The following is a 21,204-nucleotide window of genomic DNA, read 5'->3' on the forward strand; positions in this document are numbered from 1 at the left end:
GGTGAGGGTGAGACGGGGCAGTGAGGGGCTCAAGTTCCTCGCCCCCGCCAAGGGCGGGGGAGAGATGGCTCGGCGAAGCCGAGACGGAGAGGGGGAACGCCGCACGCGACGGGGCACCACCCGCGAGGCGAACCTTTGGAAACCGCCAATCTCCAATTGCCCGTTGAAGCCCGCGCCCGCTTCCGCTAAGAAGCCGTGACTTGCCGGTTCACCCGGTTCGTTTTCCGGCCCGCCGGGAAGCACCCGTAGCTCAGCTGGATAGAGCGCTGCCCTCCGAAGGCAGAGGTCACAGGTTCGAATCCTGTCGGGTGCGCCATTCCCCTCCCGCGTCACTCTGCCGTTTTCCGGTCGCGCACGCGCTTGAAGATTTCCATTGCAAGGTGTTCATGTGCTGCCGAGCGGAATTCCTTGTCGGTCATCACGCGCGAGAAGATTTCCTCGTTGCCTTCCATGCGGTCGATGAAAAGCTCGTCGAGCATCCGCTCCAGATACGATGAGAAATTGGCGAGGGTGTTGGCCTTGGCGGCTTCCACGATCTTTTCGTCCTCTTCCGCGCTGGCGCGTATCTGGTCGAAGAAGAGTTGATCGGCGCCGGTGAAATCAGTGCCAAAGCGCTCGTTCAGTTTCGCGACCAAGGAGGAAAGCGTCACCCCATCTTCCGAGAACCCCCCGGTGCCCACGTCGGTCGGGCCTTTCAGAGGATCGGCCTCGCCATAGTCCAGGTTGATTGAGCCTTCGGTCATCTGCTGGAGCCGGAAGAAGCGGAGGGCAACCTCGTCGTCCAGCGCGAACCCCCGCCCATCGCCGGGCAGGGGCAGCTTGGCGATCAGGTTGCGAACGAAGGCGTAGAGCTTTTCAAGCTCGCTGTCCTGATAGGGGATGATCTGCGAGAGGAAGGCATAGAGATTGCGATAAGCGGTGAGTTGGCCCCGGAATTCGTCCTGTTCCCCCTCGTCTTTTTCGAGGAACCGTTGCAACACGATGTCGAGGGCAGCGTTCATCAATCGATGGTCGGTGGCGGAATGATCGCGCTTGCCCCGATACCAAACCTCGGCGAAGGCATTGACGTCGTCGGGTGAGAAGATCGCCCATTCCAATACCTTGTGCTGTAATTCCGACAGGCGGTGCGGATCGGCATTCTCGCCGATGGGCGTCGCCTCATAATAGGGCCTGAACGCCTTGTAGATGTCATCTTCCTCGTTGGCGAAGTCGAGCACGAAGGTACGCGCCTTGCCGGGGGCCATGCGATTGAGCCGGGAGAGCGTCTGCACAGCTTGCACGCCGGCGAGCCGCTTGACCACATACATCGTTTGCAAAAGCGGCTGGTCGAAGCCCGTCTGATATTTCTCAGCGACCAGAAGCACACGGTAGTCGTCGCGCTCGAAGGCTTCCGGCAACTCGCTTTCGGCGAGACCATCATTCATCGATACTTCGGTATAGGATGAGCCGGGATCGTCCGGGTCTTCCACGCTGCCGGAGAAGGCAACCAGCGAGCGGATGCCAGAGTATCCGTGATCCTTGATGTAGCGGTCGAAGGCCAGCTTGTACTTGACGGCGGCAAGGCGCGAGCCGGTGACAACCATCGCCTTGGCGCGCCCGCCAAGCTCGTGCATGACGTAGAGGCGGAAGTGCTCGACGATGACAGAAACCACCTGCTCGATATTGACCGGGTGCAATTCCAAATACCGTGTTAGCGCCTTGGCCGCCTGTTTGCGGGGCACTTCCGGGTCGTTCTCCACTTGCTTGATGAGGCCGAAGAAGCGCTTGTAGGTCGTATAGTTCTGGAGCACGTCCATGATGAAGCCTTCTTCGATGGCTTGCCGCATGGTGTATTCATGGAACGGCGATGTGCCGGATGGCCCCGGCTCGTCGAAGAGCGTCTTCGTCTTGAATTTCGGCGTGGCGGTGAAGGCGAAGAAGGAAAGGTTCGGCTGACGCGCCCGTTTCAGAGAGGCGCGCAGGATCGCCTCCTTTGCCTCCTCGGACAGGTCGTCATCCTCTTCGTCCGACATTTGCGCGGCAATCGCCGCCTCGATGCCTTCCCTGTTCAGCATCCCGCGCAGCGCGGTCGCCGTCTCCCCGCTCTGTGAGGAATGCGCCTCGTCCACGATCACCGCGAAGCGTTTGCCCGCCGTGTCGATCTTCACGGCGCTGCCCTTCTTTTCCAGCGTGGCGAGCGCCTGCGCGATGAAGGGGAATTTCTGGATCGTCGTGATGACGATGGGTGTACCGCTCGATAGGGCGCGAACAAGTTGCTGGGTGTCCTCGTCGATCTTCTCGACCACGCCGGTCTTGTGCTCGAACTGATAGATCGTGTTCTGCAATTGCTGGTCGAGAACGCGCCGGTCGGTGACGACCACCACCGAATGAAACACCTTCTCGTCGTTGGCGTCGTGGAGGCTCGACAACCGGTGCGCCAGCCATGCGATGGAGTTGGATTTGCCCGATCCCGCCGAGTGCTGGACAAGGTAGTTTCGCCCCGATCCGTTAGCTTGTGCATGAGAGACAAGCTTCCGCACCGCGTCGAGTTGGTGATAGCGCGGAAAGACCATGGTTTCCTTGGTGATGGTGCGCGCGCCCTTGTCGGTCTTGACCTGCCGCTCCTTCACTTCCAGGTGCATGAAGCGTTGGAGGATGTCCAATAGGCTATCGGCCTGCAGAACCTCATCCCAAAGATAATGGGTCTTCCAGTTGCCCTCGACGGCCGGATTCCCAGCACCGTGACTATTGCTCCGATTGAAGGGCAGGAACACCGTTTCCTTGCCTTTCAGCCGTGTGGTCATCCACACCTCGTCAGGGTCCACCGCGAAATGCACCAGCGCGCGCTTCTTGAAGGCGAATAGCAAATCGCGCTCGTCGCGGGCATCGCAATATTGGCGCACGGCGTCGGCCGCGCGCTGGTTGGTAAACGGGTTCTTCAGTTCGGCCGTCGCCACCGGCAGGCCGTTGACGGCCAAAGTCACGTCGATGATGCAGCGCCGGTTCTTGCCGTCCGCCTTTTTCATCGCCGAGGTGAAGGCCACCTGCCGTGTGATGGTCAGTCGGTTGCGGGCATAGTTCTGGGCCGCCTCGGGGTTCATTGCCGAGTTCGGGCGGAAATAGGCCGGCCGGAAGGTCTTGCCGTAGCATTTGAAGCCGTGCCGCAAAACGTGCAGCGTGCCCTTGATGTCGAGTTCCTTGGTGAGGCTATCGAGCACCGTCGCTTCGGTTTTGGCTCCTAGCAGCGCTTCAAGCTGCCCCCATTTTGCCGCCTGACTGTCTTTCAGAAAGCCGGTGACATCGTCGGGGAACAGCGCCAGAGCCTCGTCATAGGCAGCAGGCGCGCGCTTGGCATAGCCGCCCGCGCCGATCAGCCCGGCTTCAATCGCCGCCTCGAAATCATGTTCGGTGTGCCCCGACATACCGCCCCTCAAACCGTATTTATGGACTCATTCTCAAGTTCGTCGAGCCCCAGCGCCTCGACGTCATCATAATGATAGTGACGAACAGACGGATCGCGAGCGAGATACTTATTGGCCGCATCTAGGTATTTGTCCGGGTTATTGTTTTCTGTCAGCACGAATTTTTTGACCTTCAGCGGCCTGCTGTCACCGGTGTATTGAGCTACGACCTTACGCAGGCAGGCGCACCAATGCGCGCCAGACTTTAATTGGTCGATGATCGAACCTGGATCCAGACTCTTCGTCTTGAACTCGAACAAGTACGCTATCACCTTCCGGTTGAAGCATTGGAAGACGACGAAGTCGCATCGCTTCGACCATTCCTTGCCGTTGTCATCAAGGAAGTGGAAAAGCGGATTGTTGCGGCCATCGAGCTTGATGGCAAAGGCCTTGCCCTTGTAGTGCAACCGCACGATCCGTGTCGTCTTCTTGGTTTCGCCTTCACGGAAGTACTTTTCACGAAGGACGATCTCGCCCCCATCGCCGCGATGAATGATGTATTCGTCGCTGATGTAGGCCTTGATGTGGTCGAAGTAACTGGATGCGTCGAGTGTCATGCCAAATCTGCGATCTGTCCAGTGACGGCGGCCGTGATGACTGCGGACCGGTAAGTATGAAGACTGTCTATAGAGCTGGAGATTTTTGACGAAGTTTTCTCGATATCGTCGACATGTCTGCGCAAGCGTTCAGACATAGTTACCTGCTCGTCGATTGGTGGAACCGCACAGATGAAGTTGCCTAGCTCTTCCGCATTCAAGTGCGGTTGTGCGGCCCGTTGTCTAGCGAGAAGTATTTGACCTTCAACCATAAACTTTGCGAGCAGTGTAAAGGCCAAGAACTCGGGACGCACCGTCAGAGGCGTGAAGACCATGTCATAGCCGGCTAGAAAACCGCTTATATCGTCAGTCACGAGCGCACTATCGCCGGTGTAGGCACCGCTTCTTACGACCAGAATTTCGCCCGCCTTAAGAATCGGGTTTCGCTGCCAAGGGACGTCATCGCGTGCAACACGTTGTACGCTCGTTAGGTCGACCTTTCCGCGATAGATATCGGTAGCTCGAATAAATGGTATACCATCGGCATCCTGCGCGGGGGGTTCTCCGAGGCCATAACGAGTGGAACCCAGGAAACGCAGCCGCTTGACGTCCCAATGCGCCGGGATGTCGCCGAGCCAGTCGATGCCGGAGGGTTTCATCGGGGCGTCGGGGTCGAGGCCCTTGGTGACGGCGCGGGTGATGAGGGCCTGACGCATTTCGGTCAGTCGGTCCAGAAGAGCGCGCTTCTTTTCGATCAGTCCGTCGATCCGCGCCGTCTTCTCATCCAGAAACCGCGCAATCCGCTGCTGGGTTTTGAGGGGTGGGAGCGCGACAAGGGCATTCTTCATCGGATATTGTCCGAGCCCGAAGCGCGTGACGCCATTTGCCCCAAGCTTGAACTGATCGTTCAGCGGTTCGGAACGGCAAAGCCATGCGAGATAGCCGCCGTCGAGATCGACGCCATTCGGCTCAAAGACCGAAAGATGATAGCCGCAGACAACACCCGGCATGTCCTCGGCAACGAGTGCCGGAATACCGATGTCGTCCCAGCTCTCGCTGTCCTTGGTGACGATCACCTGACCGCGCTTGAGTTGGAATTTCTCGATTTCCGCTTCGGTTGCGGACCCTTGCATGAACTCCAGGTCAGGAGTGATCCGGTCGTTGTAGTAGACGTCCGTGTAGTTGCAGAGGCGAACCGGCTCTTCGCCATCGGCAATAGTCTTGTCCACGTTGCTGTTGCGCACATCTGCGAAAAACTTGAGCTTCTCAAGCCGCCATCCAGCAGGGAGGCGACCGTATGCCTGCTCCACTTTTTCGGGCACGGTTGTCATGCAACCAGCCCTTTCAGCAGCCCAGCTATCTCGCCTTCCAGCACGGTGATGCCGGTCTCGATCTCATCCAGCGGGCGCGGCGGCTCGTAGACGTAGAAATGCCGGTTGATGGGAATTTCGTAGCCGATCTTGGTCTTGTCGTAATCCACCCAGGCATCGGGCACATGGGGCAACACCTCGCGCGCCATATAGGCATCGATCGCCGGCGTCATCGCCGTGACAAGGTGTTCGTTTGGCTTATCCGGCCCAAAGAACATGGGGAGCTTCGCCCCTTTATGTTCGGAGTTCCCGAGCTTTCCAACCGCTTCCAAAAATGCCCTTGGCATCTTGAATGTTTTAGGCAACGGGATGTTCTCGGTGTCGCGTAGCTCGGCATCCGGCTCCGGTCTGCCCTTGCTGTCGCGGCATTCCTTTGCATCCGGGTCGCGCTCGCCCAGCGCGGCGAAGATGGCCTTCTTGACCGACGCGGGAACTTTGATCCCGGCGCGCTGGGCGGCGCGGTCAAGGTCGGCCTCGAATGCCTCACGATCCATATAGCGGCCCTTGGCTTCGAGCGTTGCCAGCGCGACGCGGATGGCATCCTGCTGTTCGCGCCCTTCCGCGATCTCGCGCGCGGCAGCCTTTTCATCCTTGCGCTTTTTCGAGGTGGCGAGATTGATGAAGGCGCTCTGGCCGTCCAGCTTGGCTATACGCCCCGCCGTTGCCTCGAAGTTCATGCGCAACGGGCGCTCTACCGTTACCTTGAGGAAGCCGAACTCGCGGTTGTCGAAGACGCGGGAAACGACGCGCTTTTCGGTATCGCCGTTGATCCGCACGTCCGCCATCTCGCCATCCCGGTAATTGCCATAGATGCGGGTGAGCTGGCTGATCTGATCGTCAGTGATCTCGTTGCGCTTGTTGTTGAGGCTCTTCGTCATCCGCTTGAAAAAGCGGGTGCCGTCGATCAACTGCACCTTGCCGCGCCGCTCCGGGGCCTTGCGATTGGTGACAAGCCAGACATAGGTGAAGATGCCGGTATTGTAGAAAAGCTGATCGGGCAGCGCCACGATGGCGTCGAGCCAGTCGTTTTCGATGATCCAACGGCGGATGTTCGATGGGCCGGACCCGGCGTCGCCAGAAAACAGCGGCGAGCCGTTGAAGACGATGGCGATCTTGGAGCCGACGGCGTTCTCATCCCCTTCCTTGTAAGGGTGCATCTTGGAAATCATGTGCTGGAGGAATAGCAGCGAGCCGTCATTGATCGCAGGCAGCCCGGCGCCGAAGCGTCCCGCAAAGCCCAACTCCTTGTGTTCCTTTTCGACGACCTTTTGCTGGTCCTTCCACTCCACGCCGAATGGCGGGTTGGCCAGCAGGTAGTGAAATTGCCTACCCTCGAAGCCATCGCGGGTCTTGCCGTCGCCCAGCGTATCGCCAAGCACGATGTTCTTCGTGTCCTCGTCCTTGATGAGCATGTCCGAACAACAGATGGCCCAGGACTCGTCATTGTACTCTTGTCCAAATAGGGCGAGGTTAGCCGATTTATTCTGGCCAAGATTGTCTTCTGGGCCACCAACGATAAACTTCTCGGATTCCGACAGCATACCGCCGGTGCCGCAGGCTGGATCGTAGATTTCTCGATAAATACCGGGCGTGTAGACGTCCTGCTCGCCTGTGTAGACGAGGTTCGCCATCAGCCGGATGACCTCGCGCGGGGTGAAGTGGTCGCCGGCCTCTTCGTTGGCCTGCTCGTTGAAGCGCATTACCAGATGCTCGAAGAGATATCCCATCTGCAAATTGTCGATGCGGTCGGGGTGCAGGTCCACATCGGCCATCGCCTTTACGATGGTGAACAGCCGGTTGCTGGCGTCGAGCCTTTCGATCTGGTCGGTGAACTTGAACCGCTCGAAGATGGCGCGTGCGGTGGGCGAAAAGCCGTTGATGTAGGAGACTAGGTTGGGCGCGATATTCTCGGGATCGCCGAGCAGCCGCTGGAAGGTGAACGGACTGGTATTGTAAAGCCTCGTTTTCTTGCGCTTCGGGTCCGCCGCCTTGCTGAGGAGGGTGTCCATCGCGCTTTCCGGCTTCTTCTGCGCGGTGAGCTTGGCGTGTTCCTTGAGCACGGCGTTCTTGGTCGGCTCCAGAACGCAATCCAGTCGGCGCAGCACGACAATCGGCAACATGACGAGCCGGTATTGTGGCGGGCGATATGGGCCGCGCAGCCGATTGGCGATTTCCAAAATGGTAGCCTTCAGATTCTCGTGGGCCTGGATATTCATATCAGAGATTCGCCTTCGGATTTCTCGAACTCAGGGTTGCATGCTCCCCTGAGTTTGAAGGTAGAATCCACCGCCGGCCAACAAGTCAAGGCGTCGACTGGTATGAAGCTACCGAATTTTGACGCGCTCTGCGGCCCGTGCGCTGCCATCTTTTCGCGGTTAATCTCCACCTCGGACGCGCTCCCGCTCCACCAGCGGGCACTCCAGCTTGGTGATCGGATAGCGCCCGTATCCAGGGTGCTGCCGGCGTTTCCAGTTGTTAGATTGCCATTGGCCTATGGGACATGAACGAGGCGGTGGGAAGAGGTAGCGGGCAATTTCCTCATCACCTCGACCGACAACGAGAGGCAGCTACCCCCTAAACCCACCCAGCCTGCCCGAAAACCCCCGGCACATCATCCAGCCCCCGCGCCACCGCGTCCGGCTCATAATCCGCCGGCGGGCGTCGTCCCGTCCCGCGATCGACCCAGACCGCGCGGAAGTGGAGGTCGCGTGCGGCGGTCAGGTCGAGGTGCGGGCTGGCGCAGATGTGGACCAGCTCGTCCCTGGTCACGCCAAGGGTGCGCCAGGCGTGTTCGAAGATCTGCCGCGACGGCTTGTAGGCCTGCGCCTGTTGCGCGGTGATGACCCGGTCGATGGCGCCGCCCAGCTGCGCGACATTGCCGGCGATGATGGCGTCGTCGGTGTTGGAGATGATCGCCAGCTTGAAGCCGGCTTGCTTCAGCTTTTGCAGCGTCGCGACGACCTCCGGAAAGGGCGGCATGCGGCCGATCGAGGATGTCAGCAGTTCGGCGTCGCCGGCTTCCGCTTCCAGCGAAAAATCCCGCATCGCCAGCTGCAGCGCCTTGGCCGTCACCTCGGCGAAGGAGAGGTGCGGCCTGGTATGCTCGAGCTGGTGTTCGTGCCGGTCGTAGACCGGGATGAATGTCTGCGCCTCGATCCTGCGGCCCTTGCGCGACAGGATCGTCTCCATCGCGGCCATCAGCCCTTCATCCCATTGGATCAGCGTGCCGTAGCAGTCGAAAGTAAGCCAAGTCGGGCGCGGTCCGCCAAGTGCCATTCGGGTATCCCCTGCGAAAGACGTCGGAATCCCGAGGGAGATTAGACCACTGCTCGCTTTTATCCAGATGCAGGGTTCCCCGCGTTGGAGGGCCACCTCTCGGCCGTGGAGATCATCTTCGCTGTGTCCGGACATCGCAGCCACCGGAGGTCACAGTTGCGCCGGAGGCAGGCCAACTACGCCTGTCGACCAACTGCGCCTATGCACTCGTCGTCAACGTAGAAATCTGGTCGGTGTCGTAGCGGTTCCGCAGCGCGGCAACCGCCTTCGGATCCGGGGAGCCCTTTGCGGCGAGCCTCGCAAGATCTTCGAAATAGTGCTCATGCCCGGGCGGCGAGACGGTCATCAGCACGCGGGCCGGTTTTTCGCCGACATTGGTGATGTTGTGCTGCACGCCGGGCGGAATGAACAGGAAGGTGCCCGGCGTCGCCCGGATTACCTGCGCGCCGACGTGCCAGACACATTCGCCGTCAAGCACATAGAAGGTCTCTTCCTGCACGCGATGGATATGCAGGCCGGTGGCGAAGCCGGCCGGTATGGTCCAGTCGAACATGCTCGTGTGTCTGGTATCCTTGCCGGTGACGAGAAACACCATCGGCTGGCCACGCAGCATGACCCCCTTGTTCTCGTCGGGCATCCGGATGACAGGGGCGGCGCTCATTTGATCCTCCATCGGTTCGCTGCTTTTTCCCGCAGCCACCGGCACAGGATGCCTCTACCCGGCCGGCCAGTCGTGAAGCCGTTGCGAAATCATTGCGAAAAGATTGCAAACGGTATCTCCTTCGGGAATGGCAACGAGCCTCGCCTTTGGCCCCTTTCGCATCGACGGCGAAGCCGGGATCCTGTTCCACGGTGACCAGCCGACGCCGCTCGGCCAACGGGCCGTCGCGCTGCTGGCGCTGCTTGTCGAACGCACGGGCAAGCCGGTTCCCAAGCAGGCGCTGATCGACGCCGCATGGCCGGGCCAAGCGATCGAGGACAGCAATCTGACGGTGCAGATCGCGGCGGCCAGGCGCATGCTGGAGAGCGCGGCCGGCGGCGGAAGCTGGATCGAGACGCTGCCGCGGCACGGCTATCGCTATGTCGGGCCCGAGGTCGCGATCGGTGGTCTCGGCCCCGAGGCGGCAACGCTGACATGGCCCGGCAAGCCTTCGATCGCGGTTCTGCCGTTCTCGAACCTGAGCGGTGATCCGGAGCAGGACTATTTCGCCGACGGCATCGTCGACGACATCACCACCGGCCTGGCGCGCATCAACTGGCTGTTCGTCATCGCGCGCAACTCCTCCTTCACCTATAAGGGGCGCGCGGTGGACGTGAAGCAGGTCGGCCGCGAGCTCGGCGTCCACTATGTGCTCGAAGGCAGCGTGCGCAGGGCCGGCGGCAGCGTGCGCGTCACCGGCCAGATGATCGACACCTCGACCGGCGCCCACATATGGGCCGAGCGCTTCGACCGCGCCTCCGCCGATATTTTCGCGCTGCAGGACGAGATCGCGCTGGCGGCCGTCGGCGCGATCGCGCCCAGCCTGCGGCGTGTCGAAATCGAGAGGGTGAGGCGCAAGCGCCCCAACAGTCTCGATGCCTACGACCTCGTGCTGCGCGCCCAGCCGGACGTGGATTCCGGCATGCCCGAGCGGGTGACGCAGGCGCTCGTGCTGCTCGAACGCGCCATCGAACTCGAGCCGACCTATGCGCTTGCCCATGGCAACGCCGCCATGTGCCACCATTGCCTGTTCCTTCGCGCCGGCTTGCAGGAAGCCGATCGCGAGGCTTCGGTACGCCATGCCCGGCTGGCCATCCTGCACGGACAGGACGACGCGGCCGCGCTTACCCTTGCGGGGTTTTCGATCGGCATGGATGGACATGACCGCAAGGCCGCCTTCACCGCCCTGGAAGCCGCGCTTGCCGTCAGCCCGTCATCCGCCCTGACCTACATTCTGGGCAGCGTCATCCTCGGCTGGAGCGGCGAAGCGGAGCAGGCCATCGCGTGGAGCGAGCGCGGGATGCGGCTCAGCCCCTTCGACCCCTGGGCCTTCGCCGCCTTCGACGCGCAGGCGATGAGCCATCTGCTGCGCGGCCGCTACGGCGAGGCCTGCCGTGCCGCATACAGGTCGGTGCAGGCCAATCCCGCCCACAGCATCACCTATGTGCAACTGGCCGCCGCCTTGGCCAAGCTCGGCCGGCTGGACGAGGCGATGGCGGCAGCGGCGCGGGTGCGTGAGCTGCATCCGACGTTTCGCTACGGTCGGCAGTTCGCCGCCGTACATTGCGCCCCGGCGGTCGCGCAATGCCTCGGCGAGGCGCTGCAGGCCGCCGGTCTGCCGCAATAGCGCCGGTGCGTCTTCATGGAGACCGGCCTGGGCGGCAGATGGCGGACGGGCGGTTCTTCGGCGCCCTTACCGCACCACGCCCCTGCAAGCCCAGGCAACGTTCGCAAACGACCGCGCGCCATCCGGCCGGCCGGCCTCATAGGCATCGCGGACGGCGGCCTCGCTGCGCGTCCGCTCGGCTGGATCGAGCGTCATCATGTATTTGCCGAGCGGGCCTTCGCCGGCCGCTATCGGCGCCCAATAGTCGTCGAAGTCCCGGTAGTCCATGCGGATCATCAGCTCGGTTTCGGTCACGTCGGCCAGGTCCTGCTCGACAAAAGTCCGCTTCATTTCGCCCGGCTGCATCATCGGCTGGAAGCAATAGCGGCTGCGCATCTGGCGTCCGCCTTCGCTGAGCGCGGCCACCGTGTCGATCATCATGCGCATGCCGGGCATGCCACCGAGATGATCCCACACGACGGCCGCCACCACGCCGCCCGGCCGCACCACGCGGCGCATCTCGCCCACCGCCTTGCCGGCCTCCGGCACGAAGTGGAGCACGAGCAGCGCCAGCGCGCGGTCGAAACCATCGTCGGCGAACGGCAAGGCGGTGGCGTCGGCTTGCTGGATCTCGATGCGCGGGTCGGTGTTGCGCCGCTTCGCCGCCTCGACGAAGACGGGCGAAAAGTCAATTGCCGCGATTGCCGCGAGCTCGGCGGATTTCGCCAGCTCGAACGTCAGGCTGCCGGTGCCGCAGCCGACGTCGAGGATCTTTTCGCCACCGGCAAGCCCGGCGAAGTCGATGAATTTGGGCGCGAGCTTGCGGCTCCAGCGGCCCATGAGCTGCTCATATCCGCTGGCGTCATGAACGGTGAAACTTGAGGTCATCTCGCTCTCCCTGCGCTGAAGAGGCGAGGCTAGGGCAATTCCGGGAAAGGTGTGAGGCGGTTTTCCGTCCGCGATCGCGCAACCTGCCTTCGACGAATGGCTAGTGCCTGGGCGTGGGCTCCGCGCGGTTTAGCCCTCACTGGCGGGTCAACATCGCCCGGCTCCGCCTTTCGGTGGGTGCCTGGGCGAGCGAGGCCGCTTCAGCCGCCCCGGTTCGCGGCCCGCCAGATCCGCGCCTCGCCAGCCCGTTCGGCATCCTGGCTCGACGGGCTGGCCGAACGCCCCGGCTTCAGGGCCGCACGGCGGTCACTTCGATTTCGACCAGGAAGCCGGGGCCGGCGAGGCCCGCGACCTGCACCACCGAACGCGTCGGCAGGTTCGGCTGGTCCTTTGTGCCGAAAAACTTCGTGTAGCCTTTCATGAAACCGGCAAAATCCATCTTGCCGCCCTTGGCGGGATCGCCGACCAGGAAGACCTGCATCTTGACGACGTCGCCCATCTTCAGGCCGAGATCGGCCAGCGTCTTGTCGATCGACTTCAGCACCGAGCCGGTCTGGGCCTCGGTGTCGCCATAGGCGGCGACCGTCGCCTTGTCCGCCTTCTCGTCGATGACCGACGGCACGGCGCCGCTGAGATAGACCGTGGTCTTGCCGGCCGGCACCTCGACGGCGCGCAGGATCGGAAAATCCGAATTCGGAATCTTGTGGCGAACGACGTCGTCGGCCACGGCCGCGCCGGCCGCCAGCATTCCCGCCGCCAGCACGGCGGCCCCAATCCATGATTTCCCGATCGATGGTTTCATGACCCGTTTCCTTCCATTCGAGAGGGCGGCGAGCGCCAAAATGCCCGCCGCGCGGTTTGCGGTGCCGCATGTGCGGGCGACATCCGCAATCAGCGGACATCCTTCACGTCTTGCGCCGTCACGGCATCCTTGTAGTCGTTGCCGAAATGCGTCCTGACATAGTTGACCACGGCCGCGACCTGGTCGTCGCTCATCATCTGCCCCACCGGCGGCATGCCGTTTTGCCCGTGCAGGACGAGGCTTACCGGATAGCCGCCGGTCTCCAGGTTCTTGTTCTTGGCCAGCGCCGGATAGTGGCCGGCGCCGACCGCGCCTTGCCCCTTGTCCAGGTGGCAGGCGGCGCAGACATTGGCATAGAGCGCCGCGCCGTCCTTTTCGGTGAAAGTATCGCCCTGGCTGAACGTGACGCCGGCCGAATCGGCGAACGCGCCGGGAGCCGTGAACGCCATGGCGGCGGCCATGGCGGCGATGAGACCGCAGGGTCTTTTGAAGGAGCTGCTCATGATGGGATGCCTCGCGGGATACGGGGTGAACGAAGGGATCGGCATGACCTCATCCTTGCATGACGCGCTGGTGCAGGCGGGTGATGGCGTTGAGCGAGGACAGGATCGCGCCCTCCTGCCAGGCGGGAATGTAGGAGGCATGCTCGCCGGCCAGCACGATGCGGCCGTCGATCTGGCACAGATTGTCGTAATGCTCCTTGCGTGCCTCCTCGGTCCAGTCGCCCGCGCAGCCAAGCGTGAAGGGCGAGCGGTGCCATGCCCAGGAAACGCCGGTCTCGAATTCCTGCTTGTATTGCGGGTGAAGCTGCGCGCCGTATTCCACCGCCTTCTGCACGCGCTCCTGCGGGGTCATGGCGGTGAATTCGTAGGAGTTCGGTCCGTTCCATGTGTAGCAGCCGAGCAGCACGCCCTTGCCGCCGGCGTTGAAGCCGGTGCTGGGGTAGGATATCTGCGAGATCGGCAGGTTGGTGTAGCTGACCCCGCCGAAGATCGATTCGTCCTCCTCCCAGAAACGGCGCTTCATCTGCAGGCCGACCTTGACCGAGGACGCATAGGGCACCGCCCCGATCGCCGCCTGCATGGCGCCGCCGACCTGGATTTCGATCTGGCTGAGGATGGTGAGCGGAATGGTGCACACGCACCAGTCGGCGCTGGCTTCCTGGGCGGTTCCGGGGTTTTTCGCGTCCTCATAGGTCACCGTCACGCCCTTGTCGTTCTGGGCGATCTTGGTGACCTTGGCATTGTAGGTGATGAGGTCGCCGACCTGCTTGGCGAAGGCTTCGCCGATCCTGCCCATGCCGCCGACCGGCTGGAACATGGTGGTCTGGAATTCGTAGAGCGAGAAGTTGGCGAGGCTGCCCCACAGGCGCGAATTCAGCACGTCGGACGCGCCGATGATCTGACCCGCCACCGGCTCGGCGCCGATGCCGCCGCCCGGCTCCTTCTCGTAGCCGCGGAATTCGGCGGTCGCGAGGCTGGATTTGTAGCTGTAGTCCTTGTCCAGCGCGCCCCAGGACTGCAGCGCCTCGAGCAGCACCTCCTGGTCCTCCTTGGAGACAAGCCCTTCCAACTGGCCCTTCTTGGCCACCTTGGCCAGCAACTCCGACGTGTGGCCCTTGAAGTCGGTCTCGATCTCGCGCACGCGCTTGGGCTTGCCGCCGAAGGCCTCGGTCGAGTGCAGCAGGGCGTTGTGATTGGTCTGCTGGAACGGCTCCAGCGTCACCCCGAGCCTCCGGCAGTAGGCCAACAGCCCGTTGTGATGGTAGGGGATGCGCCAGGGGCCGGGATTGAGGTAGAGCCCCTCGTCGAACTCGCATTTCTGCGTGTAGCCGCCGAGTTCGGTGACGGTGTCGCCGCCGCGTATCGTCCAGTTGCGGCCGCCGGCGCGGGCATTGTATTCGAGGATCTTCACCTTGTAGCCGGCCTGGCGCAGTTCCAGCGCCGCCAGCATGCCGGCAAGGCCGGCGCCCAGGACGAGCACCGAAGCGCCCTTCGGGTCGCCTTCGAGCTTGATCGGTCCCTTGTAATCGGACTCTGCCGCCAGCCCCATGCTGGTCATGGCCTGGTACATTGCGGCGCTGCCCGCCGTAATGCCGATCATTTTGAGAAGGTCGCGCCGGCGCATGCCGGCAAGGGATTGTTCGAGCTGCATGTTCGTCTCCTCGATCAGCGGCACGCCGCGATCCGCCGCCTGTTGCCCCCGCAAGCTCGAGGCGAGCCCCGGTGGACGACGCAAGGCTATGCCTGCAACCCAATCTGTTCAACCAACACGCCGCGCTTGGAACAAATGTCCTCGAATCTTGGCGCAATAGGGCTCTCGCGGCGTCGCTGGCCGGCATTTTTCACGCCTTCGCGGCCTCGGGGCCGGCGGCCAGACCGCTTGCTGTGCCAATTGAAAGGGCACGCCTGGCTGCCCCGGCAGCGGGAACGTCCGTGGCCGGCCGGCGCTCGCGGCGCCGGCTTTCATCACCCAAATGCCTGCCTTGTCGGCCGGTCGGTCAGCCTGCCACGGCCCGCACGCTCTCCCTCTCCACCAGCGGACATTCCAGCTTGGTGATGGGATAGCGCCCCCGTCCCACCGTCGCCGGCGCCTCGAGCTGTTCGATCGCCCATTGGCCCATCGCCATATGCGGCAGGATCGAGGTGGTCAGCGGCGGGAACAGATGCCTGGCGATTTCCTCGTCGTCGTAGCCGACCACGGAGATGTCCTGCGGGATGTGCAGGCCGGCTTCCTTCAGCGCTTCGTAGCAGCCGATCGCGGTGCGGTCGTTCTGGCAGAAGATGGCGGTCGGGCGGTCCTTCAGCGCCAGGAGCTTGACGGTCGCGGCATAGCCAGCACTTGCCGACCAGTCGCCCTCGACCACCAGTTCGGGATCGAAAGGGATGTCGGCGGTGGCAAGCGCGCGGCGGTAGCCTTTCAGGCGGTCCTGCGCCGCCTGCATCCAGGGCTCGCCGGTGATGGTGGCGATGCGGCGGTGGCCATGGCTGATCAGGTGCCGGGTGGAGTTCTGGCCGCCGGCGATCTCGGAGGGCACCACGGCGGGGAAGGCGTAATCCGACGTGTAGCAGTTGAGCAGGATCACCGGGATGTCGAGGCTGTAGAGGAAGTCGGGCGCCGTGATCTCGCGGGTGAAGATGGTCATGTAGATCAGCGCCGAAATGCCCCGCCTGGTCAGCGCCTCTATGGCGCGCGGCTCCATCACGGCATCGCCCATGGTCTGCGCCACCAGAAGCACGTTGCCGGCGTTCCACGAGGCCTGGCGCGCGCCCTCGATGGCGACGACGGCTTCCGGGCTGGTGGCGAGCTGGTCGACGGCGAAGCCGATCACCCCGTCCAGCCCGTCGAAGGCGGCGGCCGGCGCCTTCAGCGCCGAAAAGGCCGGCGCACTATAGCCCAGCGCGCGCGCCGCCTCGATCACCCGCTCGCGCGTCTGTCGCGACAGTTTTATGCCAGGCGAATTGTTGAGCACGAAGGAAACAGTCGCCTGCGAGCAGCCGGCGGCGCGCGCAATGTCGGTCATGGTGACCCGGCCCTTGGGCTTCACCGGCGCCTTGCGGCGCCTTGCCGTCGCGATATCGGTGGTCTCGCTCATGCTGTCCGTGTTCCCCGGCCTGTCCGGCCTGCCCGGCGACCATCAAGGCCGCGCCGGTTTATAGAAATATCGGCTGACTTATATCTATTAGCGGGCGACCGGTCTACTGGCTAAGGGGCTCGGGCAGCTTAAAATCACAGCATATGAGCCGATTGTCCCTTTTGCGCCAAACCCTTGCGTTCCAGGCAAACCCAACGGCGTCATCGCCGGCGTGGTCGCCATCGAACGCAACTAATACCGTTTACTAATACGAAAATGCGCTGTAACGTCGGTCCGTCGCGTCCGTTTTCCCTGGGGCGCGGTGCATGCGAATGGTCCGATGGCAAGCGGATAGTACCCCCGCGAAGCCTTGTCGCGGACATGTGATATGTCAGACAAATCGGACTATTTACGAACGGGGGATGAGTCTCTAAAGTCCGTCGCCGTGGCTGGAACGACGCCATCTTCAGTGCCGGGAACCCTTGAGGAGGAGGGCGTCCAAGCCGCGAACGGCAAATCAGACAAGTGCAGGATCGGCCGGTCCGACGACCGGCCAAAACGGGAGGTTGAACATGAAATCCTTGATACGCAATGCATCCGTGGCCACCGCGGCGCTGCTGCTCGGCCTGACGGCGAGCACGATCGCGCGCGCCGACGACAAGCCGACGCTGGCCTTCGTCGTCAACGGCGCTTCCGACTTCTGGAAGGCGGCCGAAGCCGGCGTCAAGAAGGCGCAGGGCGAACTGCCCGACTACAATCTCGAGCTGAAATATCCCGAGCAGTCCTCGGTCGCCATCCAGCAGCGGCTGATGGACGATCTGGTCACCGCCGGCGTCAAGGGCATCATGGTTTCGGCCGTCGATCCCAAGACCTCTACCGACGGGCTGAACAAGATCGCCTCGGAAACGGCGCTGTTCACCACCGACAGCGACGCTCCGCAGACCAAGCGCGTCGCCTATATCGGCTCGTCCAATGTCGATGCCGGCAAGCAGGCGGCCGAAATCGCCAAGAAGGCGATGCCGGACGGCGGCAAGTGCCTCGGCTTCGTCGGCCTGCTCGGCGCCGACAATGCCAAGGAGCGCATCCAGGGCATGAAGGATGGCCTGGCCGGCACCAAGATCGAGCTCGTCGACGTGCGCGGCGACGACATCGACCAGGCCCGCGCCAAGAAGAACGTCGAGGACGCGCTCGTCGCCAGCCCCGACGTCACCTGCATGGTCGGCTTCTACTCCTACAACACGCCGCGCATCTATGAAGCGCTGCGCGATGCCGGCAAGCTCGGCTCGATCACCGTCGTCGGCTTCGATGACGATCCGATCACCCTGGGCGGCGTCAAGGAAGGCACCATTGCCGCCACCGTCGTGCAGCAGCCCTTCGAGTGGGCCTATCAGGGCATGAAGCTGATGGCATCCTATCTCAAGGGCGACAAGTCGGGCATCCCGGCCGACGGCCTCATCATCATCCCGACCAAGATCATCGGCAAGGATGACGTCGACGCCTACGCCGCCAATCTGAAGGCGATGGCTGGAAACTAAGACCGAAGGCAGTTCAGCCGGCTCAACGTCGCTTGGGCCGGCTGCTCTCGCATTGACGAAACCTTCGAGGCCAGTCAGTCTGCCAAGAGGTCGGCCCGCCAACGCTGTCAGGCATGATGAATTATTCCGACACATCCATCGCGGCGACCACCCCGTTCCTCAGCCTCGAGAACGTGCGCAAGACCTATCCGGGCGTCGTCGCGCTCGATGGCTTCTCGATGGAGGTCAGGCCGGGCGAGGTCATCGGCCTCGTCGGCGAGAACGGCGCCGGCAAATCCACCTTGATGAAGATCCTCGGCGGCGTGACGCGGCCCGACAGCGGCACCGTCACCGTCGACGGCACCGCCCATGACGGCCTGAGCGTCGAGGGCAGCCTTGGCTCCGGCATCGCCTTCGTCCACCAGGAACTCAACCTGTTCGAGAACCTCGATGTCGCAGCCAACATCTTCTTCGGCCGCGAACCGCTGCGCGCCGGGCCGCTCAGGCTCGTCGACCGCGCCAGGCTGCGGGCCATGGTGGCGCCGCTCCTGAAGCGCGTCGGCGCCAATTTCTCCGCCGACACGCCTGTCGCGGAACTGTCGCTCGCCCAGCAGCAGATGGTCGAGATCGCCAAGGCGCTGTCGATCAAGGCAAGGCTGGTCATCCTCGACGAACCGACGTCGAGCCTGCCGATCGCCGAGACCGACAAATTGCTCGACGTCATCAAGGCGCTGAAGGCGGACGGCATCAGCGTCATCTTCATTTCGCATCGCCTGCACGAGGTCGAGCGCGTCGCCGACCGCGTCATCGTGCTGCGCGACGGCATGCTGGCCGGCACCTTGCCCAAGCGCGACATCAACCACGACCAGATGGTCAAGCTGATGATCGGCCGCATGCTGAAGGAGCGCGAGAAGGCTTCCGAGGCGGCCCGCGCCCCCGGCGCCGTCGCCCTGTCGGCCAAGGCCATCCGTACCCCGACCTATCCAGGCCGGCCGGTAGATCTCGACGTCAGGCGCGGTGAAATCCTCGGCCTTGCCGGCCTTGTCGGTTCCGGCCGCACCGAGCTGGCGCGGGTGTTCTTCGGCATCGAAAGCAGCCTCGGCGGCACGCTCGAGCTCGCCGGCAAGCCGCTCTCCCTGGGCTCGGCGGCCGATGCCGTCGCGCACGGCATCTTCCTGGTGCCGGAGGACCGCAAGCTGACCGGCATCCTGCTCGACCTTTCGATCGCCCAGAACATTTCGCTGCCCAACCTGCCGGCGCATGCCAAGCGCTCCTTGGTGTCGACCAGCGCCGAAACGGCAACCGCCGAGAAGCAGAAAAAAGATCTCGGCATCAAGGCGCCCTCGGTTCAGACGCGCACCGGCACGCTGTCGGGCGGCAACCAGCAGAAGGTCGTGCTGGCCAAATGGCTGGCGATGAACCCCAAGGTGATGATCCTCGATGAGCCGACGCGCGGCATCGACATCGGCGCCAAGGCGGAGATCTACGGGCTGATGCGTGCGCTGGCCGACGCCGGCGTCGCCGTGCTGATGATCTCCAGCGACATGGAGGAGGTGATCGGCGTGTCCGACCGCATCGCCGTCATGCATGAGGGCCAGATCTCGGGCATTCTGGACAAGGACCAGTTCAGCCAGGAAAACGTGCTGCTGCTGGCGGTAGGCAAGCAGCCGAAATAATTCTGCCGCCGCGCCGCGGAAGCGCTCGGGCCGGCATTGGGGAGAAGATGATGAGCAAGAAAGATCTCGGCCTGCTGATCCTGATCCTGGTGGTCGGCGCCATCGTCGCCATCATCAATCCGCGCTTCCTGCTGCCGATCAATCTCGCCAACACCTCGAACCTGATCGGACTGTTCGGCATCCTGTCGATCGGCCAGGCCTTCGTCATCATCACCGGCGGCATCGAATTGTCGGTCGGCTCGCTGGTGGCGCTGCTGGGAACGCTGTTCATCGACTTCATCGCCGTGCGCGGCATGGAATGGCCGCTGGCCTTCGTGCTCATCCTGGTGCTCGGTGCCATCATCGGCCTGGCGCATGGCTGGCTGATCACGCGGCTCAAATTGCAGCCCTTCGTGGTGACCTTGTGCGGCCTTTTGATCTATCGCGGCGTCGCCCGCTTCTACACCGCCGACGGCACCGCCGGCTTCGCCTTCGGCCAGAATTTCCCGGAGCTCGAATTCTTGACCGCCGGCCGCTCCTGGGGCGTGCCGAACTCCTTCTTCGCCCTGATCGTCATCGCCATCGTCATGTGGGTGGTGCTGCACCGCTCGGTGTTCGGCCGCTATCTCTACGCCATCGGCAAGAACGAGGAGGCGGCGAAATATTCCGGCATCCGCACCGGGCGTGTCGTCATGGCCGCCTACGTCATCTGCGGCGTACTGACGGCGCTGTCGGCGATCTATTTCGCCATGTACACGCGCTCCATCTCGCCGGCCAGCCACGGCCAGTTCTACGAGCTTTACGCCATTGCCGCGGCCGTGCTCGGCGGCTTCTCGCTGCGCGGCGGCGAGGGCTCGCTGATCGGCGTCATCCTCGGCACCGTGCTGCTGCAGGAGCTGCAGAACCTCGTCAATCTGCTCGGCATCCCGTCCTCGCTCAACTTCGCGGTGATGGGCGGCGTCATCCTCATCGGCGTGCTGATCGACCAGCAGTGGGGCGTGTTCCGCGCGCGGCGGCGCATGGTCGACGCCAGCCGCAAGAGCATCGCCGGGGCAGCGGCGGAATAGTCAGGGGCAAAAAGCCGCCGTCCGCCGTGGCCGTCGAAAGATAACTTCGCTCTATCTCGCCCGCCCCGCAATTCCGCTCGATCTGTTGTCGGCCGTATCTGTGCGGCCCCAAGTGACTTGAGTGCAAAAGGGGGGCGGCATCGCGAAAACGGTCTTGCGAGCTTCCATCCGGATTGGAACGAAACCCTTATCTGGGCGTTGTTCAAAGCTTTTCTATTCGGAGGCATGGTCATGGCTGCGAATCCGCTAAGCACCGCCAAGGTGGGAGGTCATCCCATCCATCCGATGCTCATTCCCTTTCCTGTCGCGTTCCTTGTCGGCGCGTTTCTCACCGATCTGATGTTCTGGGGCACTGCCGACGTCTTTTGGGCACGCGCGTCGATGTGGCTGATTGGAGCAGCCATCGTCATGGCTCTCCTGGCGGCGATTGCCGGCTTTATCGATTTCCTGAGCGAGCCGCGCATCCGCGCTCTGACGGACGCCTGGTATCACATGGTCGGCAATTTGACCGCCGTCGTTCTGGCGCTGATCAATTTCTATCTTCGCTACAGCCAAGGCGCCGAAGCGGCAGTTCGCCCATGGGGAGTGCTGCTTTCATTGATCGTTGTCTGCATCCTGCTGTTTACCGGCTGGAAAGGCTGGGAAATGGTGTACCGCCATCACGTCGCGGTTCTGGACGCGCCGACACAACCTTCGGCAACGCCGTCGGCCAGCACGCGTCGTGCCGATCACGACCGGCACGCGGCATAAAAGGAAGGTGTTTCGATGTTCAGGTC

At 62.9% G+C, this 21,204-nt stretch carries 16 protein-coding genes and 1 tRNA gene; 6 read left to right on the forward strand and 11 right to left on the reverse strand.

Features of this window, described 5'->3' with window-relative positions:
- Positions 1-239: 239 nt before the first annotated feature.
- Positions 240-316, forward strand: a tRNA-Arg gene (locus FJ951_RS23875).
- Positions 317-329: 13 nt separating this feature from the next.
- Here FJ951_RS23875 and FJ951_RS23880 read toward each other — a convergent pair.
- The 6 genes from FJ951_RS23880 to FJ951_RS23905 form a co-directional block, all read right to left on the reverse strand.
- Complete coding sequence (locus FJ951_RS23880) at positions 330-3,401, reverse strand: type I restriction endonuclease (protein ID WP_140517707.1); 3,072 nt, start codon at positions 3,399-3,401, stop codon at positions 330-332.
- An 8-nt stretch (positions 3,402-3,409) separates the two neighbouring features.
- On the reverse strand, positions 3,410-3,997 hold the full coding sequence (locus FJ951_RS23885; protein ID WP_140517708.1) for a hypothetical protein: 588 nt from the start codon (positions 3,995-3,997) through the stop codon (positions 3,410-3,412).
- Positions 3,994-5,307 carry a restriction endonuclease subunit S gene (locus FJ951_RS23890; RefSeq protein ID WP_140517709.1) on the reverse strand — a complete coding sequence of 438 codons (1,314 nt, stop codon included), beginning with the start codon at positions 5,305-5,307 and terminating at the stop codon, positions 3,994-3,996. Before FJ951_RS23890 ends, FJ951_RS23885 begins: the two co-directional genes overlap by 4 nt.
- Positions 5,304-7,562 (reverse strand): class I SAM-dependent DNA methyltransferase, encoded by a 2,259-nt coding sequence (locus FJ951_RS28905; protein ID WP_140517710.1) that lies wholly within the window; start codon positions 7,560-7,562, stop codon positions 5,304-5,306. The genes FJ951_RS23890 and FJ951_RS28905 overlap by 4 nt, the downstream gene beginning before the upstream one ends.
- Positions 7,563-7,920: 358 nt before the next feature.
- On the reverse strand, positions 7,921-8,622 hold the full coding sequence (locus tag FJ951_RS23900) for a haloacid dehalogenase type II (protein ID WP_140517711.1): 702 nt from the start codon (positions 8,620-8,622) through the stop codon (positions 7,921-7,923).
- A gap of 199 nt (positions 8,623-8,821) precedes the next feature.
- Complete coding sequence (locus tag FJ951_RS23905) at positions 8,822-9,283, reverse strand: cupin domain-containing protein (protein ID WP_140517712.1); 462 nt, start codon at positions 9,281-9,283, stop codon at positions 8,822-8,824.
- A 127-nt stretch (positions 9,284-9,410) separates the two neighbouring features.
- On the opposite strand from FJ951_RS23905, the gene FJ951_RS23910 reads away from it, so the two are divergent.
- Positions 9,411-10,949, forward strand: a complete 1,539-nt coding sequence (locus tag FJ951_RS23910) for a winged helix-turn-helix domain-containing tetratricopeptide repeat protein (RefSeq protein ID WP_140517713.1) — start codon at positions 9,411-9,413, stop codon at positions 10,947-10,949.
- Positions 10,950-11,015: 66 nt separating this feature from the next.
- Here FJ951_RS23910 and FJ951_RS23915 read toward each other — a convergent pair whose 3' ends face one another.
- From FJ951_RS23915 to FJ951_RS23935, 5 genes are all read right to left on the reverse strand, one after another.
- A complete protein-coding gene (locus FJ951_RS23915; RefSeq protein WP_140517714.1) occupies positions 11,016-11,816 on the reverse strand; it encodes a class I SAM-dependent methyltransferase in 801 nt (266 codons plus the stop codon).
- A gap of 289 nt (positions 11,817-12,105) precedes the next feature.
- Positions 12,106-12,618 carry a RidA family protein gene (locus FJ951_RS23920; protein WP_140517715.1) on the reverse strand — a complete coding sequence of 171 codons (513 nt, stop codon included), beginning with the start codon at positions 12,616-12,618 and terminating at the stop codon, positions 12,106-12,108.
- 89 nt (positions 12,619-12,707) lie between these two features.
- Complete coding sequence (locus FJ951_RS23925; RefSeq protein WP_140517716.1) at positions 12,708-13,121, reverse strand: cytochrome c; 414 nt, start codon at positions 13,119-13,121, stop codon at positions 12,708-12,710.
- A gap of 49 nt (positions 13,122-13,170) precedes the next feature.
- Positions 13,171-14,772: a flavin monoamine oxidase family protein gene (locus tag FJ951_RS23930; protein WP_224681940.1), complete on the reverse strand. Its 1,602-nt coding sequence runs from the start codon at positions 14,770-14,772 to the stop codon at positions 13,171-13,173.
- A gap of 346 nt (positions 14,773-15,118) precedes the next feature.
- A complete protein-coding gene (locus FJ951_RS23935) occupies positions 15,119-16,213 on the reverse strand; it encodes a LacI family DNA-binding transcriptional regulator (protein ID WP_181168534.1) in 1,095 nt (364 codons plus the stop codon).
- Positions 16,214-16,764: 551 nt separating this feature from the next.
- Here FJ951_RS23935 and FJ951_RS23940 point away from each other — a divergent pair.
- From FJ951_RS23940 to FJ951_RS23955, 4 genes are all read left to right on the forward strand, one after another.
- Complete coding sequence (locus tag FJ951_RS23940; RefSeq protein ID WP_140491278.1) at positions 16,765-17,727, forward strand: sugar-binding protein; 963 nt, start codon at positions 16,765-16,767, stop codon at positions 17,725-17,727.
- Between the two features lie 116 nt (positions 17,728-17,843).
- Entirely contained in the window at positions 17,844-19,382 is a 1,539-nt protein-coding gene (locus tag FJ951_RS23945; RefSeq protein WP_140517789.1) for a sugar ABC transporter ATP-binding protein, read from the forward strand.
- Between the two features lie 50 nt (positions 19,383-19,432).
- The gene (locus tag FJ951_RS23950) at positions 19,433-20,428 is read left to right on the forward strand and encodes an ABC transporter permease (RefSeq protein ID WP_140517717.1); all 996 of its coding nucleotides are present in this window, start codon (positions 19,433-19,435) and stop codon (positions 20,426-20,428) included.
- 231 nt (positions 20,429-20,659) lie between these two features.
- Positions 20,660-21,178 (forward strand): DUF2231 domain-containing protein, encoded by a 519-nt coding sequence (locus FJ951_RS23955; RefSeq protein ID WP_140517718.1) that lies wholly within the window; start codon positions 20,660-20,662, stop codon positions 21,176-21,178.
- The last annotated feature ends 26 nt before the right edge of the window (positions 21,179-21,204 follow it).

This window comes from Mesorhizobium sp. B2-2-3, assembly GCF_006442405.1.
Lineage (GTDB): Bacteria > Pseudomonadota > Alphaproteobacteria > Rhizobiales > Rhizobiaceae > Mesorhizobium.

What these genes read in the sequence shown, in the direction of transcription:
- FJ951_RS23900 (WP_140517711.1), bottom strand. Translation starts at nt 8,622, where the DNA reads ATGGCACTTGGCGGACCGCGCCCGACTTGGCTTACTTTCGACTGCTAC.
- FJ951_RS23885 (WP_140517708.1), bottom strand. Translation starts at nt 3,997, where the DNA reads ATGACACTCGACGCATCCAGTTACTTCGACCACATCAAGGCCTACATC.
- FJ951_RS23915 (WP_140517714.1), bottom strand. Translation starts at nt 11,816, where the DNA reads ATGACCTCAAGTTTCACCGTTCATGACGCCAGCGGATATGAGCAGCTC.
- FJ951_RS23955 (WP_140517718.1), top strand. Translation starts at nt 20,660, where the DNA reads ATGGCTGCGAATCCGCTAAGCACCGCCAAGGTGGGAGGTCATCCCATC.
- FJ951_RS23905 (WP_140517712.1), bottom strand. Translation starts at nt 9,283, where the DNA reads ATGAGCGCCGCCCCTGTCATCCGGATGCCCGACGAGAACAAGGGGGTC.
- FJ951_RS23890 (WP_140517709.1), bottom strand. Translation starts at nt 5,307, where the DNA reads ATGACAACCGTGCCCGAAAAAGTGGAGCAGGCATACGGTCGCCTCCCT.
- FJ951_RS23930 (WP_224681940.1), bottom strand. Translation starts at nt 14,772, where the DNA reads ATGCAGCTCGAACAATCCCTTGCCGGCATGCGCCGGCGCGACCTTCTC.
- FJ951_RS23920 (WP_140517715.1), bottom strand. Translation starts at nt 12,618, where the DNA reads ATGAAACCATCGATCGGGAAATCATGGATTGGGGCCGCCGTGCTGGCG.
- FJ951_RS23945 (WP_140517789.1), top strand. Translation starts at nt 17,844, where the DNA reads ATGAATTATTCCGACACATCCATCGCGGCGACCACCCCGTTCCTCAGC.
- FJ951_RS28905 (WP_140517710.1), bottom strand. Translation starts at nt 7,562, where the DNA reads ATGAATATCCAGGCCCACGAGAATCTGAAGGCTACCATTTTGGAAATC.
- FJ951_RS23950 (WP_140517717.1), top strand. Translation starts at nt 19,433, where the DNA reads ATGAGCAAGAAAGATCTCGGCCTGCTGATCCTGATCCTGGTGGTCGGC.
- FJ951_RS23935 (WP_181168534.1), bottom strand. Translation starts at nt 16,213, where the DNA reads ATGAGCGAGACCACCGATATCGCGACGGCAAGGCGCCGCAAGGCGCCG.
- FJ951_RS23880 (WP_140517707.1), bottom strand. Translation starts at nt 3,401, where the DNA reads ATGTCGGGGCACACCGAACATGATTTCGAGGCGGCGATTGAAGCCGGG.
- FJ951_RS23940 (WP_140491278.1), top strand. Translation starts at nt 16,765, where the DNA reads ATGAAATCCTTGATACGCAATGCATCCGTGGCCACCGCGGCGCTGCTG.
- FJ951_RS23910 (WP_140517713.1), top strand. Translation starts at nt 9,411, where the DNA reads ATGGCAACGAGCCTCGCCTTTGGCCCCTTTCGCATCGACGGCGAAGCC.
- FJ951_RS23925 (WP_140517716.1), bottom strand. Translation starts at nt 13,121, where the DNA reads ATGAGCAGCTCCTTCAAAAGACCCTGCGGTCTCATCGCCGCCATGGCC.